Raw genomic sequence first — 18,582 nt, forward strand, 5'->3', positions numbered from 1 at the left:
TCCCCCAGAATCAAATACGCCGTGCGGCGTAACGCTTGAGCATGCTCGGAACATCGAGAATCAGAGCAATGCGGCCGTCACCGGTGATGGTGGCACCGGACATGCCCGGGGTTCCCTGGAGCATTTTGCCCAATGGCTTGATGACCACTTCTTCCTGGCCCACCAACTGATCGACGACGAAGCCGATCCGTTGAGTGCCCACCGAAAGGATCACCACATGGCCCTCGCGCTGCTCTTCGTGAGCGGCGGAGCTGACCAGCCAGCGCTTGAGGTAGAACAAGGGCAGCGCCTTGTCCCGCACGATCACCACTTCCTGGCCGTCCACCACGTTGGTGCGCGACAGGTCGAGGTGGAAGATCTCGTTGACGTTCACCAGCGGGAACGCGAACGCCTGGTTGCCGAGCATGACCATCAGCGTCGGCATGATCGCCAGGGTCAACGGGACCTTGATGACGATCTTCGAGCCTTTGCCCTTGGTCGAGTAGATATTGATGGTGCCGTTAAGTTGAGCGATCTTGGTTTTCACCACGTCCATGCCCACGCCACGACCGGACACGTCGGAGATCTCGGTCTTGGTCGAGAAGCCCGGCGCGAAGATCAGGTTGAAGCAATCGGACTCGCTGAGACGGTCCGCCGCATCCTTGTCCATCAAACCTTTTTTCACGGCGATACCGCGCAAAACGTCAGCGTCCATGCCCTTGCCGTCATCGGAGATGGACAGCAGGATGTGGTCGCCTTCCTGTTCAGCGGACAGAATCACTTTGCCGCTGCGAGGCTTGCCCATCGCTTCGCGATCAGCCGGCTCTTCGATACCGTGGTCGACCGAGTTGCGCACCAAGTGGACCAACGGGTCGGCCAGGGCCTCGACGAGGTTCTTGTCGAGGTCGGTTTCTTCGCCGACCAGTTCCAGGTTGATCTCTTTCTTGAGCTGGCGAGCCAGGTCGCGAACCAGACGCGGGAAGCGCCCGAAGACCTTCTTGATCGGTTGCATCCGGGTCTTCATGACCGCGGTTTGCAGGTCAGCCGTGACCACATCGAGGTTCGACACGGCCTTGGACATGGCTTCGTCGCCGCTGTTGAGGCCCAGACGAACCAGGCGGTTACGAACCAGTACCAGCTCGCCGACCATGTTCATGATTTCGTCGAGACGCGCGGTGTCGACCCGCACGGTGGTCTCGGCTTCGCTGGTTGGCTTTTCCGCGGGCGGCGCGGCCGGGGCACGAGCAGGAGCCGGCGCTGCGGCGGCAGCAGGCTTCGGTGCTTCTGCTTTGGGCTCGGGGGCTTTTGGCTCGGGTGCCTTGGCCACAGGTGCTGGTGCCTTGGCAACCGGAGTCGCTACCGAAGCAACAGCAGACGCAGTGCCCACTTCAGTGAACTTGCCCTTGCCATGCAATTCGTCGAGCAGCGATTCGAATTCATGATCGGAGATCAGATCGCTACCGGCCGCAGCGGCGGTTGGCGCAGCCGGGGCTGGCGCCGAAGCGATTGCCGATTCCAGCGCATCGACCGCAAAGTTGCCTTTGCCGTGCAACTGGTCGAGCAGAGCTTCGAACTCGTCGTCGGTGATGTCGGAGCTGTCGCCGGCGGCTTTCGGAGCAGCCGGAGCAGCAGGCGCAGCGGCTACTGCATCGGCGGCGAACTGGCCTTTGCCGTGCAATTGATCGAGCAACGACTCGAACTCGGCATCGGTGATTTCGTCACTGGCGGCTGCATCGGCGGCAGGCTGCGAAACAGGCTGCGCAGCCGCTACGGGCGCCTCGGCCTGGGCCTTGGCGGCGTTCAGCGAGTCCAGCAGTTGTTCGAATTCGTTATCGGTAATGTCGCCCGATTCGCTTTCGGCGACCGGTGCTTCAACCACTTCAGCGACCGGCGCCGGTGCAGCTTCCATTTGCGGCTCGGCCAGACGGGCCAGCGCCGCGAGTAATTCAGGCGTGGCAGCCGTGATCGGGCTGCGTTCGCGGACTTCGCTGAACATGCTGTTCACCGCGTCCAGCGCTTCGAGAACCACGTCCATCAGTTCCGAGTCGACGCGACGCTCACCCTTGCGCAGGATGTCGAACACGTTCTCGGCGATGTGACAGCACTCCACCAGCTCGTTGAGCTGGAGGAAGCCGGCGCCCCCTTTTACAGTGTGAAAACCGCGAAAAATTGCATTGAGCAAGTCCGCATCATCAGGTCGGCTTTCCAGCTCGACCAGCTGCTCGGACAGTTGCTCTAGAATCTCGCCGGCCTCAACCAGGAAATCCTGAAGGATCTCTTCATCGGCGCCGAAGCTCATTAAGGGGGTGCTCCTACAGGTCTAAAAACCCAGAAAACTAAAATCCAAGACTGGATAACAAATCGTCCACATCGTCCTGACCGGACACAACGTCTTCTCTTTTATCGGCATGAATCTGCGGACCTTCACCCTGAGAGAGATGTTTTTGTGGATCTTTTTCAGCAAGCATCGCCTCACGGTCGTGTTCGATACCCGCAAAGCGGTCTACGTGACTGGCCATGAGCACGAGCTTGAGCAGATTGCTTTCAACTTCGGTGACCAATTGGGTCACACGCTTGATCACCTGACCGGTGAGGTCCTGGTAATCCTGGGCCAGCAGAATGTCGTTGAGGTTGCTCGACACGACGCGGTTGTCTTCACTGCTGCGTGTCAGGAAACCATCGACCCGCCGGGCCAGTTCGCGGAACTCTTCAGCCCCGACTTCGCGACGCATGAACCGTCCCCAATCCGTGCTCAGCGCCTGGGCTTCATCGCTCAGGCTGTTGATCAGCGGCGTGGCGTTTTCCACCAGGTCCATGGTGCGGTTGGCCGCGGCCTCGGTCAGCTTGACCACATAGGACAGGCGCTCGGTGGCATCCGTGATCTGAGACACTTCCTCGGCTTGCGGCATGTGCGGGTCAATCTGGAAATTGACGATCGCGCTATGCAGCTCGCGGGTGAGCTTGCCCACTTCCTGATACAGGCCGCGGTCACGGGTCTGGTTGAGCTCATGGATCAGTTGCACAGCGTCGCCAAACTTGCCTTTTTCAAGGCTGTCGACCAGTTCGACCGCGTGTTTTTTCAGGGTCGACTCAAAATCGCCCTGTGAAGATTCGTTATGCTCCATAGCTCCCCCGTGCGCAGTACATCAGCCGATGCGTTCGAAAATCTTCTCGATTTTTTCTTTCAACGCCTGGGCTGTGAAGGGTTTGACCACATAGCCGTTAACACCGGCCTGGGCCGCTTCGATGATTTGCTCGCGCTTGGCTTCGGCGGTCACCATCAGCACCGGCAGGTGCTTGAGCCTTTCATCGGCGCGCACCGCACGAAGCAGGTCGATGCCGGTCATACCGGGCATGTTCCAGTCGGTAACCAGAAAATCGAAGTTACCGCTTTGCAGCATCGGCAACCCGGTCAGCCCGTCATCGGCTTCGGCGGTGTTGGTGAACCCAAGGTCACGCAACAGGTTTTTTATGATCCGCCGCATCGTTGAGAAGTCATCAACGATGAGGATTTTCATGTTCTTGTCCAATTCGACCTCCAAGCAGTCTTAAACGCGCCCAGCACCTGGACGCGCCATTTCAATCAATCCGGCAAAGCACTCAATGACTGTCTGGAGCACAACAGATCGAGACCGGTACGGTTCAACACCACACCAGCTCCATTCGCAGTGTCCCCACACTGCCTTCAGCGCGCTCGCCACTCCCCCAAACGCCCCCGCAAACGGGCCGCGCACTGGCTGTGTAACTGGCTGACCCGCGACTCGCTGACCCCCAGGACCTCACCGATTTCCTTGAGATTCAACTCTTCGTCGTAGTACAGCGCCAACACCAGTCGCTCACGCTCCGGCAAATTGGCAATCGCGTCCGCCAGCGCCGCCTGGAAGCGTTCATCTTCCAGATCGCGTGACGGCTCGAGATGAGCACTCGCGCCATCCTCATGCAGCCCTTCGTGTTCGCCGTCCTGCAACAGATCGTCGAAACTGAATAACCGGCTGCCCAGGGTGTCGTTCAAAATCCCGTAATAATCGTCGAGACTCAATTGGAGTTCGGCCGCAACTTCGTGATCTTTAGCGTCACGGCCGGTTTTAGCTTCAATCGAGCGAATCGCGTCGCTGACCATGCGGGTATTGCGGTGGACCGAACGTGGCGCCCAGTCCCCCTTGCGCACTTCATCGAGCATCGCGCCGCGGATTCGAATGCCCGCGTACGTCTCGAAACTCGCGCCTTTGCTGGCGTCGTATTTGGTTGATACTTCAAGCAGGCCGATCATCCCGGCCTGGATCAGGTCTTCGACCTGGACACTGGCCGGCAGACGCGCCAACAAGTGGTAGGCAATGCGTTTGACCAGTGGCGCGTAACGCTCGATCAGCTCGTACTGCGCGTCACGTGCCGACTGCTTGTAGAGGTTGTAACCGCTGGCTGTCATAGCACGGGTCCTGCCGTTTGTTGCACGAGGCGCTCGACGAAAAACTCCAGATGTCCACGAGGGTTGGCCGGCAGTGGCCAGGTATCGACTTTCTGCGCAATGGCCTTGAACGCCAGGGCGCACTTGGAACGCGGAAAGGCTTCATACACCGCGCGTTGCTTCTGCACGGCCTTGCGTACGCTTTCGTCGTAAGGCACTGCGCCGACGTATTGTAAGGCGACGTCGAGGAAGCGATCCGTGACCTTGGTCAACTTGGCGAACAGGTTGCGGCCTTCCTGCGGGCTCTGCGCCATGTTGGCCAGGACGCGGAAGCGGTTCATGCCGTAGTCGCGGTTAAGCAGTTTGATCAGCGCGTAGGCGTCGGTGATCGAGGTCGGTTCGTCGCACACCACCAGCAAGACTTCCTGCGCGGCGCGCACGAAGCTGACTACCGAGTCACCAATGCCCGCAGCGGTGTCGATCACCAATACGTCGAGGTTGTCGCCGATATCACTGAACGCCTGGATCAGGCCGGCATGCTGGGCCGGGCTCAGATGAACCATGCTCTGGGTGCCGGAGGCGGCCGGGACGATGCGGATACCGCCAGGCCCTTGCAACAGCACGTCGCGCAGCTCACAGCGGCCTTCGATCACGTCGGCCAGCGTGCGTTTGGGTGTCAGTCCCAACAGAACGTCGACGTTCGCCAGCCCCAGATCGGCATCCAGCAGCATGACGCGCCGGCCGAGCTCAGCTAGAGCCAGGGACAAGTTCACTGACACGTTAGTCTTCCCGACGCCACCTTTGCCGCCGGTCACCGCGATCACCTGTACGGGATGCATGCTGCCCATGTTATTTCTTTACCTTGTCTTACTTAGACGGAGGCCACATTACTGGCTGCGCGTTCACCATCGGAACAATGCATGGCAGACCATCGATGTAGGTACAAAAAATGTTCATTAACACCTCAGCCAACCTGCTTGGTCGGGCTGTGGTAAATATCAGCGAACATGTCAGCCATGGCTTCTTCGCTGGGTTCTTCCTGCATTTGTACGCTAACGGCGCGGCTGACCAACTGATGACGACGTGGCAGATGCAAATCATCCGGAATCCGTGGACCATCGGTCAGGTAAGCCACCGGCAACTCATGACTGATCGCCAGGCTCAACACCTCGCCCAGACTTGCCGTTTCATCCAGTTTAGTCAGGATGCAGCCGGCGAGGCCGCAGCGTTTGTAACTGTGATAAGCGGCAGTTAGAACCTGTTTCTGGCTGGTGGTTGCCAGGACCAGATAATTTTTTGATTTGATGCCGCGCCCGGCCAGGCTTTCGAGCTGCATCCGCAGTGCCGGATCGCTGGCCTGAAGGCCGGCGGTATCGATCAGCACCACGCGTTTGCGCAGCAAGGGCTCCAGCGCCTGCACCAGGGATTGACCCGGATCGACGTGGGTCACCGACACGTTAAGGATCCGGCCCAGCGTCTTGAGCTGTTCCTGGGCACCAATGCGATAGCTGTCCATGCTCACCAGCGCGATGTTCTGCGCGCCGTACTTGAGCACGTAACGGGCCGCAAGCTTGGCCAGCGTGGTGGTCTTGCCCATGCCGGCCGGACCGACCATGGCAATCACACCGCCCTCTTCCAGTGGCTCGACTTCCGGGGTGGCGATCATCCGCGCCAGGTGCGCGAGCAACATGCGCCAGGCCTGACGAGGCTCTTCAATGTCGGTAATCAGTGCCAGCAGATCGCGCGACAACGGGCCGGACAGGCCGATGCGTTGCAGGCGACGCCAGAGGTTGGCCTGGGCCGGACGGCTGCCTTGCAGCTGATTCCAGGCCAGCGAGCCAAGCTGCACTTCCATCAGCTCACGCAGGCTGTTGAGCTCGAAACGCATCGAATCGAATGCGCGCGGATCGACACCGGTCGCCGCAGCAGGCGCGGGGGCCGGACGCCGAGGTTCGGCGAGCGCCGGTTCGATCAGCGGTTCGGCGGCGGTCAACGGCAGGCCGGCAAACAACTGGCGATTGGTGGTCTTGTCGCTCTCGCCATCGCCGCGCAGGCTCAGTTCGGCCTGGGCGGTGACGATCCGCGACTGGGTCTTGCGCAGCTCATCCTCGAGTTCCATGTTCGGAACACGCGGGGCCAGCGCCGACAATTTGTAATCCAGGGCAGCCGTCAGCTCGACACCGCCGGCGATCCGGCGATTGCCAATGATGGCGGCATCAGCGCCCAGCTCATCACGAACCAGTTTCATGGCCTGACGCATATCGGCGGCGAAAAAACGCTTAACTTGCATAAACCACTACCTCAGCCGTTGGGCCCTACTGTCGCAACGATGGTCACTTGCTTGTTGTCAGGAATTTCCTGGTAAGCCAACACGTGCAAACCCGGCACTGCCAGCCGACCGAATCGCGAGAGCATCGCGCGAACCGGACCGGCCACCAGCAGAATCACCGGCTGACCTTGCATTTCCTGACGCTGCGCCGCATCGATCAACGAGCGTTGCAGTTTTTCCGCCATGCTTGGCTCCAGCAGAACACCCTCTTCCGAGCCTTGTCCTGCCTTCTGAAGACTATTGAGCAATATTTGTTCCAACCTTGGTTCCAAGGTGATCACAGGCAGCTCCGACTCAGTGCCTACAATGCTTTGCACGATTGCACGGGATACGCCGACGCGCACTGCGGCCACCAAAGCGGCGGTATCTTGACTCTTGGCGGCGTTGTTCGCGATGGCTTCGGCGATGCTGCGGATGTCCCGCACCGGCACCTGTTCGGCCAGCAACGCCTGCAAGACTTTGAGCAGTTGCGACAGCGAAACCACCCCCGGCACCAGCTCTTCGGCCAGCTTCGGTGAGCTTTTGGCCAGCAATTGCATGAGTTGCTGGACTTCTTCGTGGCCGATCAGCTCGCTGGAGTGCTTGTACAGAATCTGGTTCAAGTGGGTCGCCACCACCGTACTGGCATCGACCACGGTGTAACCGAGGGATTGCGCCTGGGCACGCTGGCTGATTTCGATCCACACCGCTTCCAGGCCAAAAGCCGGATCTTTGGCGGTGATGCCATTGAGCGTGCCGTAGACCTGACCCGGGTTGATCGCCAGTTCGCGCTCCGGGTAAATCTCCGCTTCAGCCAGGATCACGCCCATCAGGGTCAGGCGATAGGCGCTAGGCGCCAGGTCGAGGTTGTCACGGATATGCACAGTCGGCATCAGGAAGCCCAGGTCCTGGGAGAGCTTTTTACGCACCCCCTTGATCCGCGCCAGCAACTGCCCACCCTGGTTGCGATCCACCAGCGGAATCAGGCGGTAGCCCACTTCCAGGCCAATCATGTCGATCGGCGTCACGTCATCCCAGCCAAGCTCCTTGGTTTCCTGAGCCCGGGCCGGTGACGGCAGCAACTCCTGCTGACGCTTGACCTCTTGCAGGGCCTGAACCTTGACCGCGTTCTGCTTCTTCCAGAACAGGTAAGCGCCACCGGCCGCCAGGGCTGCCATGGACAGAAAGGAGACGTGTGGCATGCCGGGCACCAGGCCCATCACCGCCATCAAGCCTGCGGCCACCGCCAAGGCTTTCGGCGAGGCGAACATCTGACGATTGATTTGTTTACCCATGTCTTCCGAGCCGGAAGCACGGGTCACCATGATCGCGGCAGCGGTCGACAACAGCAGTGATGGCAATTGCGCCACCAAACCGTCACCGATGGTCAACAGCGCATAAACCTTGCCGGCATCACCAAAGCTCATGCCGTGCTGGAAGATACCCACCGCCATGCCGCCGATCAGGTTGATGAACAGAATCAGCAGACCAGCGATGGCGTCACCGCGCACGAACTTGCTGGCACCGTCCATGGAACCGTAGAACTCGGCCTCCTGGGCGACTTCCATCCGGCGCAGTTTCGCCTGGTTCTGATCGATCAGGCCGGCGTTCAAGTCGGCGTCGATCGCCATCTGTTTACCGGGCATCGCGTCGAGGGTGAAACGCGCGCTCACCTCGGAAATCCGCCCGGCGCCCTTGGTTACCACGACGAAGTTGATGATCATCAAAATCGCGAAGACCACGATACCGACCACGTAGTTACCGCCGATCACCACTTCACCGAAGGCCTGGATCACCTTACCGGCGGCGGCATGGCCGTCCTGACCGTGGAGCATCACCACCCGCGTGGAGGCCACGTTCAGCGCCAGTCGCAGCAATGTCGCCACCAGCAGAATGGTCGGGAACACCGCAAAATCCAGCGGCCGCAAGGCGTACACGCAGACCAGCAACACGACGATGGACAAGGCAATGTTGAAGGTGAAAAACACGTCCAGCAGGAACGGCGGCACCGGCAACATCATCATGGCCAGCATGACCAGCAGCAACAGCGGCACGCCCAGATTGCCCCGACTGAGGTCGGCGACGTTTGTGCGGGCACTGTTGATTAACTGAGAGCGATCCACCGGTTTTCCCCGTTCCTTTAAAGCAAACTTTTGACGCCTGAAGCAGGCGCAGGGCGGCTATTGCAAGAAGCCTTCCAACTTTTGCCAAGGAGGGAAATAGATAGATTTGTTGAGCCCGGGGTAGCAGCTGCCGAGCTGCGCGAGGCTGCGTTCGGCTGCGCAGCAGTCGCAAATCCTGTGCGAGGACTGCGTCCTCGAACGCAGCCTCGCAAGCTCGGCAGCTGCTACGAACAAGGTGGATCAGAGGCGGGACATGACATCGCTCAAGTTCACTGCCCCACCATTCGTCCAAAGACCTGCACAGCCGTAAGTTTTGATAGTAGCCAAAACGGCCTTATGGGTATTGGATGGTGATCATCAGCGTTGGTAATACCAAGCGCCGGAGCAGCGATCATGCCCAAGAAAGCGGTCAAGTCATTCAACGATGCCAAAGGCTTCGATCTGGTTGCGCCCAAGCAACAGGACGACAGAAAGAAACAGGAAAACAGTATCGCGAAAGAGCCCGGCAATGAAAAAGCCAAGAGGCGGCATCAGCGCCCGTAGGCGCTGTCGAAGGCGGCGATCTTTTTGATTTCAGAACCGTAGACCCGATCAGGAATCGCGTCGCAGATCCGGCGGAATCGGCAAATCATCTTTCAGCGGATCCGGACGTTTGCCCTTGCCCGCGCGGTACTGGCGGATCTGGTAGACGTACGCCAATACCTGAGCCACCGCCAGATACAGCCCGCCTGGAATTTCCTGATCCAGTTCCGTGGAGTAGTAAATCGAACGCGCCAGGGCGGGCGATTCGAGTAACTGCACTTGGTTGGCCACGGCGATTTCGCGGATCTTCAAGGCCAGGAAGTCGCTACCCTTGGCGATCAGCATCGGCGCACCACCCTTCTCCGGATCGTACTTGAGCGCCACGGCGTAGTGGGTCGGGTTGGTGATGACCACGTCGGCGTCGGGGATCGCGGCCATCATTCGCCGCTGCGACATCTCGCGCTGCAACTGGCGAATGCGCTGTTTGACCTCCGGCCGCCCCTCCTGATCCTTGTGCTCGTCACGCACTTCCTGCTTGGTCATCAGCAGCTTATTGTGGCTTTCCCAGAGCTGCACCGGCACGTCGACCGCCGCGATGATGATCAGCCCGCAAGCCATCCACAAGGTGCTCCAGCCGACCACTTGCAGGCTGTGAATGATCGCCATGTCCAACGGCTCATGAGCGATGCGCAGCAGATCGTCGATGTCCGACGACAAGACCGCCAACGCCACGAACAACACGATGAAAAACTTCGCCAGAGCCTTGAGCAGCTCCACCAGCGCCTTGGCCGAGAACATTCGTTTCAGCCCTGCGGCTGGATTCATGCGACTGAACTTGGGCGCCATAGAGCCAGCCGCAAACAGCCAGCCCCCCAGGGAAATCGGGCCGATCAGCGCGGCCAGCAGCAAGGTGATCATCACCGGCTGAATCGCGAACAAGGCGATCTGTCCCGAATGCAGCAGATAAGTCGCCATGGAGCGCTGATCCAGAATCACCTCTCGCGAGAGCGAGAAGTTCATGCGCATCAGCTCCATCAAATCCTGGGCCAGGGCGCCACCAAAAATCAGCAGCCCACCGGCGCCGGCGAGCATGACCGCCAGGGTGTTGAGCTCCTTGGAGCGCGCAATCTCACCCTTCTCACGGGAGTCCTTTTTGCGTTTCTCCGTGGGGTCTTCTGTTTTGTCCTGACCGCTTTCGCTCTCAGCCATGACTCAGCGCGCCTGTGCCAGTTCGCGTAACAACTGCAAGGCCTCGGCGGCCAGCGGTTGATACTGATTGAGAATGTCCGCCAGGCCGACCCAGACGATGAACAGTCCAAGTACCAGGGTCAGCGGGAAACCGATCGAGAAGATGTTCAGCTGCGGCGCCGCCCGGGTCATCACGCCAAATGCAATATTGACCACCAGCAACGCGGTGATCGCCGGCAGCACCAGCAACAGCGCCGCACCAAGCACCCAGCCGAGCTTGCCGGCCAGTTCCCAGAAATGATTGACCATCAACCCGCCACCGACCGGCAGCGTGGTGAAGCTTTCAGTGAGGACTTCGAACACCACCAAGTGGCCGTTCATCGACAGGAACAACAGCGTCACCAGCATGGTGAAAAACTGCCCGATCACCGCCACTGACACGCCGTTCGTAGGGTCGACCATCGAAGCGAAGCCCATGCCCATCTGGATCGCGACAATTTGCCCGGCGACCACGAATGCCTGGAAAAACAGCTGCAAGGAAAAGCCCAACACCGCGCCGATGATGATTTGCTCGGCGATCAGCAGCATCGCGCTCAGGTCCAGCGCGTTGACCGCGGGCATGGGCGGCAGACCCGGTGCGATGACCACAGTGATCGCCAGCGCGAAGTACAAACGCACGCGTTTGGGCACCAGCGTCGTGCCGAAAATCGGCATGACCATCAGCAACGAGCCGATGCGAAACAGCGGCAACATGAACGTCGCCACCCAGGTGCTGATCTGGGTATCGGTCAGTTGCAGCAGCGACATGGCTTAACCGATGACCTGAGGAATGCTGTGGTACAGCTGAAGAATGTATTCCATGAAAGTCTGCACCAGCCATGGGCCGGCAACGATCAGCGTCACCAGCATCACCAGCAGACGCGGCAGGAAGCTCAGGGTCTGTTCGTTGATCTGCGTGGCCGCCTGGAACATCGCCACCAACAGCCCCACCAGCAAGCTCGGAATCACCAGCACGGCGACCATCATGGTGGTCAGCCACAGCGCTTCGCGAAAGATGTCCACGGCAACTTCGGGCGTCATGGTGAAACACCGCCGAAGCTGCTGGCCAACGTGCCGATGATCAACGCCCAGCCATCCACCAGCACGAACAGCATGATTTTGAACGGCAGGGAAATGATCAGTGGCGAGAGCATCATCATACCCATCGCCATCAGCACACTGGCCACCACCAGGTCGATGATCAGGAACGGAATGAAGATCATGAAGCCAATCTGGAACGCGGTTTTCAGTTCCGAGGTCACGAACGCCGGCACCAGAATCGTCAGCGGCGCCTGATCCGGCGTAGCAATATCAGTGCGCTTGGACAGGCGCATGAACAGCTCCAGATCGCTGCTGCGAGTCTGGGCCAGCATGAAGTCCTTGATCGGCACCTGAGCCTTGGCGACAGCATCCTGAGCGGTGAGTTTCTCCGCCAGATACGGCTGCAAGGCATCCTGATTCACCCGATCGAACACCGGCGCCATGATAAACATGGTGAGGAACAGCGCCATGCCGGTGAGGATCTGGTTCGACGGTGTCTGCTGCAAGCCCAGGGCCTGACGCAGGATCGAGAACACGATGATGATCCGGGTAAAACTGGTCATCAGCATGACGAACGCCGGGATGAAACTCAGCGCCGTCATGATCAGCAGGATTTGCAGGCTGACCGAGTATTCCTGGGCGCCATTGGCATTGGTGCCCAGGGTGATCGCCGGGATCGACAACGGATCGGCGGCGAACGCCAGTGGCGCAGCCAGCATCAGGGCCAGCGTCAAGACGATGCGTAACGCACCCATTACTTCTTATCCTTCTGATCCTTGCCAAGCATCTCCAACAGACGCTGGGCAAACTCCGGAGTCGCTTTCTCGGTTGCGCCCGGCACTTGTACCGGCTCCTTGAGCACATGCAACGCGGTGATGGTGCCGGGGCTCAGGCCGAGCAGAATCTGTTCGTTGCCGACCTGTACCAGCATCAAGCGGTCACGGGGGCCGAGGGCTCGGGAACCGATCAACTCGATCACTTGCCCCTTGCCCGCCGGGCCGGCCTGCTGAACCCGGCGCAGCAGCCAGGCGAGGAAGAAGATCAACCCCAGCACCAGCAGCAAGCCGAACACCAATTGCGTCAATTGCCCGGCCACACCACTGCTGACAGCTGGCGCGGCGGCCGCTGTCGCAGCAGTCGTCACCGACTCGGCCGCCAGCACGCTGGATGGCAAGGCCAACAGAACCGCAAGAACCTTGTTCACTCAGCGCAGCTTCTTGATGCGTTCGCTTGGGCTGATCACGTCGGTCAGGCGGATGCCGAACTTTTCGTTGACCACTACCACTTCGCCGTGGGCGATGAGCGTGCCGTTGACCAGCACGTCCAGCGGCTCGCCGGCCAGGCGATCGAGCTCGATCACCGAACCCTGGTTGAGTTGCAGCAGGTTGCGGATGTTGATGTCGGTGCTGCCGACTTCCATGGAAATCGACACCGGGATATCAAGGATCACGTCCAGGTTCGGACCGTCCAGCGTCACTGGATCGTTGTTCTTCGGCACGCTGCCGAACTCTTCCATCGGCAGACGGTTGGAGCCCGACGTACCGGCATCGGCCGCCAGCAGCGCATCAATGTCAGCCTGCCCGGCGTCACCGGTCTCTTCCAGGGCCGCAGCCCATTCGTCGGCCAGTGCCTGGTCGTCCTGGGCGTTCATATCGTCGTTCATCATTTGTCCTCGGCGGGCAACAATTCAGTTAAATGCGTAGGGGGGGTACGAGCGCCGGTCAGCGGCGCTCGATCGGCTCGATCACTTGCAACGCGAGGTTGCCTTTGTGCGAGCCCATCTTGACCTTGAAGGCCGGCACGCCGTTGGCGCGCATGATCATTTCTTCCGGCATCTCGACCGGGATCACGTCGCCGGGCTGCATGTGCAGGATGTCGCGAAGGCGCAGCTGGCGGCGGGCAACGGTGGCACCGATCGGTACGTCGACGTCCAGCACGTCCTGGCGCAAGGCGTTGATCCAGCGCTCGTCCTGATCGTCGAGGTCCGACTGGAAGCCGGCATCGAGCATCTCGCGCACCGGCTCGATCATCGAGTACGGCATGGTCACGTGCAGGTCGCCGCCACCGCCATCGAGTTCGATGTGGAACGTCGACACCACAATGGCTTCGCTCGGCCCGACGATGTTGGCCATGGCCGGGTTCACTTCCGAGTTGATGTACTCGAAGTTCACTTCCATGATCGCCTGCCAGGCTTCTTTCAAATCGACGAAAGCCTGCTCCAGCACCATGCGCACCACACGCAGTTCGGTGGGGGTGAATTCACGCCCTTCGATCTTCGCGTGACGGCCGTCGCCGCCGAAGAAGTTGTCCACCAGCTTGAACACCAGTTTGGCGTCGAGGATGAACAGCGCGGTGCCGCGCAGCGGCTTGATCTTGACCAGGTTGAGGCTGGTCGGCACGTACAGCGAGTGCACGTATTCACCGAACTTCATCACCTGCACGCCACCGACGGCAACGTCCGCCGAGCGGCGCAGCATGTTGAACATGCTGATGCGGGTGTAGCGGGCGAAACGCTCGTTGATCATTTCCAGCGTCGGCATGCGTCCACGGACGATGCGATCCTGGCTGGTCAGGTCGTAGCTTTTGACACTGCCGGGTTCGGCAGCGTTATCGGTCTGTACCAGACCATCGTCGACGCCATGCAACAGCGCATCGATCTCATCCTGGGACAGCAGGTCCTGCACGGCCATGTCGTGTTCCTACTGCAGTACGAAATTAGTGAAAAGCAACTGTTCGATCACCACTTTGCCCAGCTCTTTCTGCGCCACTTCCTGAACGCTGGCCGTGGCTTTCTGACGCAACATCTCCTGGCCGACCGGGGTCGCCAGCGTGGCGAAATCCTGACCGGAAAACAGCATGACCAGGTTATTGCGGATCACTGGCATGTGGACTTTGAGCGCCTCCAGATCAGCCTGATTACGCCCCTGCATGGTGATGCTCACCTGCATGTAGCGCTGACGGCCGTTCTGGGTGTAGTTGGCCACGAAGGCTGGAGCCATTGGCTCGAAGATCGCCGGCTGCTTGCCGACCACAGCGGTTTCAGCCGCGGCGGCAGGCTTGCTCTGGGCGCCGTGCATGAAGAACCAGGTCGCCCCCACGGACAAGCCGATCGCCAGCAGCAGGGCCACGACGATCACAATGATCAGCTTGATTTTGCCTTTGGTTGCGGGGTCTTTTACTACTGCTTCACTCTTCGCCATGCCAATAATCCGTCACTATTCGGGTTTTCACAGTCGCACGGCAAGGCAAGAGCAAGTGTTATGCCAGAAGTGTCTGGGGCTATGTGGAGGCGGCAGGCAGGCAACGGAAATCAAAAGATCGCAGCCTTCGGCGGCTCCTGCATTTGGATGGTGTACACCCGTAGATACAAGGAGCTGCCGAAGGCTGCGATCTTTTGAGGGGGCGTCCTGATTTATCAGGCGTAATAATCGACCGCGCTGGTGCCGATCACGCTGGTGGTGTTAGCGGCCACGTCAGCGACCGTCGCAGGAAGCTCCTCATCGATGGAATCGAGGCGACCGCCACTGGCATTGGTGCGCCCGCCCTGCCCCTGTTGAGCCTGTTCCTGCCCTTGGCCCTGCCAGCCACGGGACTGATCGGAAACGTTGACGTCGACCTGGCCCATGCCCTGCTGCGCGAACATGTCTCGCAGGCGATGCATTTGCCCGTCGAGTGCTTCGCGAACGCTTGGGTGAGCGCTCATGAAGGTCACTTGGGTCTGCTGATCCGGAACCATGTTCACCCGAATATCGAGGCGTCCCAGTTCGGCCGGTTGCAACTGGATATCCGCCGCCTTGAGATTGGCGCTGGACAGGTACATGACCCGGTTGACCACCTCTTCGGTCCAACCGCTCTGATGCATGGCGATCGGTTGGTTCACCGGCAATGCATTGGCAGTCTTGGGTGTTGCCGCTTGGGTCAGAGCCGCCAGACGATTGGCGAAGTCATCGACACGGGTGTCGCTGCTGGCGGACTTGAGATCCTTGAGGCCGTCATCGATCAGGCCACTGAACGCCTTCTCGCCGCCCTGGCTGGTGCTGTCCTGATCGGCCTGCACGTCGAGCATGCTCGCCATGCCTGCAGCAAAGTTCTGTGCCGAGGTCAGCTCGCCGTCGACGTGAGCCTGAGTCGGCGCCGCTTTTGGCTGAGCCTGGCTGGCGGCCGAAACGTGCCCGCTCTGCTCCAACGCCATACGCACGGCCGGCAGTGCATCAAGAGGATCGGCTTCGGGATCGAAATCAGGATCGGTGGTCGCAGCGGCCGGCGTCGCTGTTGCGGTAACGGCGGCCGCGACGGGTGCTTGTACGGTTGACTGCACAGCGGCGACAACCGGTGGGGTTTCCGGCACAGGGGCTGGCAGCACCGGCTGCACCACTTGCATCAACGCCGGATCGAGGGCTGGATCGACAGGCGCGGTATCGACTACCGGCGTCGTCGGCTCAGCGGTATCCGGCGCGTCATCGCTGGCGGTCTTGTCATCGGCCTGCGCCGGTTTATCGGCGGGCAAGGATTTGCCGCTATCGGCAACCGTCGGTTCCTGGGCGGCAGACGAGTCGTTGCCCACGTCCTTTTTGCCAGTGTTGTCCGAGGCTTTGTCACGTACAGGTTTAGCCGATCCGTCCGCCGTAGCCGAAGGCTTGTTCTGGGCTTGATTGGCGTAGACCTCAGCGAAGCTGGACGCCTTGTCCCCGGGCTCAACCGTCGACGCCGGTGTATTGGCGGACGCGGCTTGAGTCTTGGCCGCAGCAGCGGCCTGAATAAGAATGTTGGGGGTAACGGGCATGGAACGGTCTCCGCTGCACTGGGATCGTAGGTACAGTTGAGTGAGTTGACTGCAAGGGTCGAGCCAGCTTTGTTCGCTGGCCGCCAAAAGCGCTGGATGGTTGTCTTATTCAGCCAGGGAACGTTGGCGCTCTGCCTCAAAAAGCGGTCGAACAATCGCGAATTCGCCGTCGATCTCTCCAACCAGCGCTTCTATGCCTTCGAGTTTTTTCTCTTTGGCTCGCTGCTCCAGCTCATGGCACAGCTCAGCCAACCGAGTCGCGCCCATGTTGCTGCTGCTGCCCTTGAAACTGTGCGCCGTGGCACCTAACCGATCGGCATCGTCAGCCTTGCGCAGCAAGCTCAATCGCTCTTCGGAATCGCTGAGAAAGGTATCGAGCAATTCTGGATACCCATCCTCCATAACTTCCTGCAACGCGCTCAGCACGTCACGATCCAGATGTGTGTTGTCCACTTGTTCACTCCTTTGATCAAGAATGCCCGGGATTATGCCTGAGCCTCCCAGAAAAACTCCACGCGAGCACTGCGCCCATTATCGGACCAGCTCGCATGATGACTCAACTGTCGGATCAAACTGACTCCACGTCCCGACAAACGGACATCATCGACGGGACGCTCCATCACCCGCACCACATCGAAGCCCTTGCCACTGTCTTCGACTCGAACAGTCAGGCAACCACCTTCGCCTTTTGGCGTCACCTGCAAATGTACCCGCACATAGCCGTCCTGCAATTCGTCCAGGCGCGCACTGCGCTGCTGATAATAACGCGCAAAACCCGAAGCATCGCGCTTGAGACTCGAATCCAGACCTAGCACGCCATGCTCCAGGGCGTTGGAGTAAAGCTCTGCCAGCACACTGTAGAGCGCACCACTTTGAGCGCGCAGGCCGTGCACCTCAAACAGCAATTGCAACAGGTACGGCAGCGGGTTGAAGCGTTTGAGGGTGGCGGCGCGAAATTCGAAACTCACCGACCAGTCCAGCGGGCAGGACTGACCGCTGTCGGAATATACCGGTGCTGGCGGGCTCAGTTGCGCCGCATCCAACAGGCTGACCTCAACCATGCTCACGTCATCGCGAGCCTCGCCGCGAAAATCCCGCAGGGCCTGCTCGATTTCTTCGAACAGCGCATCGGGCTGACGATTGGCTGCAAACACCTGCTCCAATCGCTCTACGCCAAATAACTGTTCATTGGCATCGCAAGTATCGATCACTCCATCAGACAACAGGAACACCCGATCCCCGACAGCCATCGGGAACACCTCGGTGCGGTCATCGAAGGTTTGCGGGCTCAGCACACCCAGCGGCAAGTGCCGTGCCGCGAGTGCTGTACGCTCGCCACTGGTGGCGTTGTGCAAATAGCCGTCCGGCATCCCGCCGTTCCAGACCTCCACCGACCCTCGCTGAAAGCTCAGGCGCAGCAGGGTCGCGCAGCAGAACATGTCGACCGGCAGGATACGTTTGAGTTTGGCGTTCATCTCGCGCAGGGTTTCGGACAAGCCATAACCCTTGGCGGTCATGCCATAGAAAACTTCGGCCAACGGCATGGCACCGACAGCGGCCGGCAAACCATGGCCGGTGAAATCACCGAGTAACACATGCATGTCGCCGACCGGGGTAAACGCGGCCAGCAACAGATCGCCGTTGAACAGCGCATAGGGCGATTGCAGATAACGGATGTTCGGCGCATTCAGGCAACCGGAGTGGGCCACCTTGTCGAACACGGCTTTGGCCACTCGCTGCTCGTTGAGCAGGTAATCATGGTGCCTGGCGATCAGGTCGCGCTGCTCCAGCACCGTGGCCTGCAAACGCCGCAAGCGGTCCATTGCCTTGATCTTGGCCGCGAGGATCACCTGGTTGTAAGGCTTTGCCAGAAAGTCGTCGCCCCCGGCCTCCAGACAACGAGCCAAGGCTTCGCTTTCGGTCAGCGACGTCAGAAAGATGATCGGCACCAGGGTTTCGCCGGCCAGCGCCTTGATCTGCTGCGCGGCCTCGAAGCCATCCATCACCGGCATCATGGCGTCCATCAGCACCAGGTGCGGCCGCTGTGAGCGAAACGCCTCGACCGCCTCGGCGCCATTACTGGCTGTCAGCACTTCATGACCCTGACGACGGACGATAGTCGACAGCAGCATACGATCGGCCGCACTGTCTTCGGCGATCAGAATCGTCAGCGGCTCGAGCGGCTGCATGACAG

Annotated in this window: 19 protein-coding genes; 1 reads left to right on the forward strand and 18 read right to left on the reverse strand. The window is 60.0% G+C overall.

From position 1 onward, the window contains the following. Positions 1 to 10: 10 nt before the first annotated feature. From F475_RS17850 to flhA, 7 genes are all read right to left on the reverse strand, one after another. Positions 11 to 2,278: a chemotaxis protein CheA gene (locus F475_RS17850; protein WP_111454392.1), complete on the reverse strand. Its 2,268-nt coding sequence runs from the start codon at positions 2,276 to 2,278 to the stop codon at positions 11 to 13. 37 nt (positions 2,279 to 2,315) lie between these two features. After that, positions 2,316 to 3,104, reverse strand: a complete 789-nt coding sequence (locus F475_RS17855) for a protein phosphatase CheZ (RefSeq protein WP_018925061.1) — start codon at positions 3,102 to 3,104, stop codon at positions 2,316 to 2,318. Between the two features lie 21 nt (positions 3,105 to 3,125). Beyond that, a complete protein-coding gene (locus F475_RS17860) occupies positions 3,126 to 3,497 on the reverse strand; it encodes a chemotaxis response regulator CheY (protein ID WP_167331167.1) in 372 nt (123 codons plus the stop codon). Positions 3,498 to 3,664: 167 nt separating this feature from the next. Then, positions 3,665 to 4,405: an RNA polymerase sigma factor FliA gene (fliA, locus tag F475_RS17865; RefSeq protein WP_018925059.1), complete on the reverse strand. Its 741-nt coding sequence runs from the start codon at positions 4,403 to 4,405 to the stop codon at positions 3,665 to 3,667. Next, positions 4,402 to 5,232, reverse strand: coding sequence for a flagellar synthesis regulator FleN (gene fleN, locus F475_RS17870; protein ID WP_003222917.1), 831 nt, complete (start codon positions 5,230 to 5,232; stop codon positions 4,402 to 4,404). Before fleN ends, fliA begins: the two co-directional genes overlap by 4 nt. A 116-nt stretch (positions 5,233 to 5,348) precedes the next feature. Then, positions 5,349 to 6,674: a flagellar biosynthesis protein FlhF gene (gene flhF, locus F475_RS17875; protein WP_018925058.1), complete on the reverse strand. Its 1,326-nt coding sequence runs from the start codon at positions 6,672 to 6,674 to the stop codon at positions 5,349 to 5,351. A gap of 11 nt (positions 6,675 to 6,685) precedes the next feature. Continuing rightward, the gene (gene flhA, locus F475_RS17880) at positions 6,686 to 8,815 is read right to left on the reverse strand and encodes a flagellar biosynthesis protein FlhA (RefSeq protein WP_007938653.1); all 2,130 of its coding nucleotides are present in this window, start codon (positions 8,813 to 8,815) and stop codon (positions 6,686 to 6,688) included. A gap of 393 nt (positions 8,816 to 9,208) precedes the next feature. On the opposite strand from flhA, the gene F475_RS30480 reads away from it, so the two are divergent. Next, entirely contained in the window at positions 9,209 to 9,358 is a 150-nt protein-coding gene (locus F475_RS30480; RefSeq protein WP_018925056.1) for a hypothetical protein, read from the forward strand. A 48-nt stretch (positions 9,359 to 9,406) separates the two neighbouring features. On the opposite strand, the gene flhB is transcribed toward F475_RS30480, so the two are convergent. The 11 genes from flhB to F475_RS17940 all read right to left on the reverse strand — a co-directional run bounded on the left by flhB (position 9,407) and on the right by F475_RS17940 (position 18,577). Beyond that, positions 9,407 to 10,546, reverse strand: a complete 1,140-nt coding sequence (gene flhB / locus F475_RS17890) for a flagellar biosynthesis protein FlhB (RefSeq protein ID WP_018925055.1) — start codon at positions 10,544 to 10,546, stop codon at positions 9,407 to 9,409. 3 nt (positions 10,547 to 10,549) lie between these two features. Then, on the reverse strand, positions 10,550 to 11,332 hold the full coding sequence (fliR, locus tag F475_RS17895) for a flagellar biosynthetic protein FliR (RefSeq protein ID WP_018925054.1): 783 nt from the start codon (positions 11,330 to 11,332) through the stop codon (positions 10,550 to 10,552). Positions 11,333 to 11,335: 3 nt separating this feature from the next. Continuing rightward, complete coding sequence (fliQ, locus tag F475_RS17900; protein ID WP_007938648.1) at positions 11,336 to 11,605, reverse strand: flagellar biosynthesis protein FliQ; 270 nt, start codon at positions 11,603 to 11,605, stop codon at positions 11,336 to 11,338. Beyond that, positions 11,602 to 12,360: a flagellar type III secretion system pore protein FliP gene (gene fliP, locus F475_RS17905; RefSeq protein ID WP_007938646.1), complete on the reverse strand. Its 759-nt coding sequence runs from the start codon at positions 12,358 to 12,360 to the stop codon at positions 11,602 to 11,604. The genes fliQ and fliP overlap by 4 nt, the downstream gene beginning before the upstream one ends. After that, entirely contained in the window at positions 12,360 to 12,809 is a 450-nt protein-coding gene (gene fliO, locus F475_RS17910) for a flagellar biosynthetic protein FliO (protein ID WP_018925053.1), read from the reverse strand. Before fliO ends, fliP begins: the two co-directional genes overlap by 1 nt. Further along, the gene (gene fliN, locus F475_RS17915) at positions 12,810 to 13,268 is read right to left on the reverse strand and encodes a flagellar motor switch protein FliN (protein WP_007938642.1); all 459 of its coding nucleotides are present in this window, start codon (positions 13,266 to 13,268) and stop codon (positions 12,810 to 12,812) included. A gap of 58 nt (positions 13,269 to 13,326) precedes the next feature. Then, entirely contained in the window at positions 13,327 to 14,295 is a 969-nt protein-coding gene (gene fliM / locus F475_RS17920; RefSeq protein WP_007938639.1) for a flagellar motor switch protein FliM, read from the reverse strand. 9 nt (positions 14,296 to 14,304) lie between these two features. Continuing rightward, positions 14,305 to 14,805, reverse strand: coding sequence for a flagellar basal body-associated protein FliL (gene fliL / locus F475_RS17925; RefSeq protein ID WP_019648109.1), 501 nt, complete (start codon positions 14,803 to 14,805; stop codon positions 14,305 to 14,307). Positions 14,806 to 15,020: 215 nt separating this feature from the next. Then, the gene (locus F475_RS17930) at positions 15,021 to 16,388 is read right to left on the reverse strand and encodes a flagellar hook-length control protein FliK (RefSeq protein ID WP_111454393.1); all 1,368 of its coding nucleotides are present in this window, start codon (positions 16,386 to 16,388) and stop codon (positions 15,021 to 15,023) included. Between the two features lie 105 nt (positions 16,389 to 16,493). Continuing rightward, complete coding sequence (locus F475_RS17935; protein WP_018925049.1) at positions 16,494 to 16,841, reverse strand: Hpt domain-containing protein; 348 nt, start codon at positions 16,839 to 16,841, stop codon at positions 16,494 to 16,496. A 32-nt stretch (positions 16,842 to 16,873) separates the two neighbouring features. Next, complete coding sequence (locus F475_RS17940; RefSeq protein ID WP_111454394.1) at positions 16,874 to 18,577, reverse strand: fused response regulator/phosphatase; 1,704 nt, start codon at positions 18,575 to 18,577, stop codon at positions 16,874 to 16,876. Positions 18,578 to 18,582: the final 5 nt, after the last annotated feature.

It is taken from the genome of Pseudomonas sp. URMO17WK12:I6, assembly GCF_003253625.1.
Classification (GTDB): domain Bacteria; phylum Pseudomonadota; class Gammaproteobacteria; order Pseudomonadales; family Pseudomonadaceae; genus Aquipseudomonas.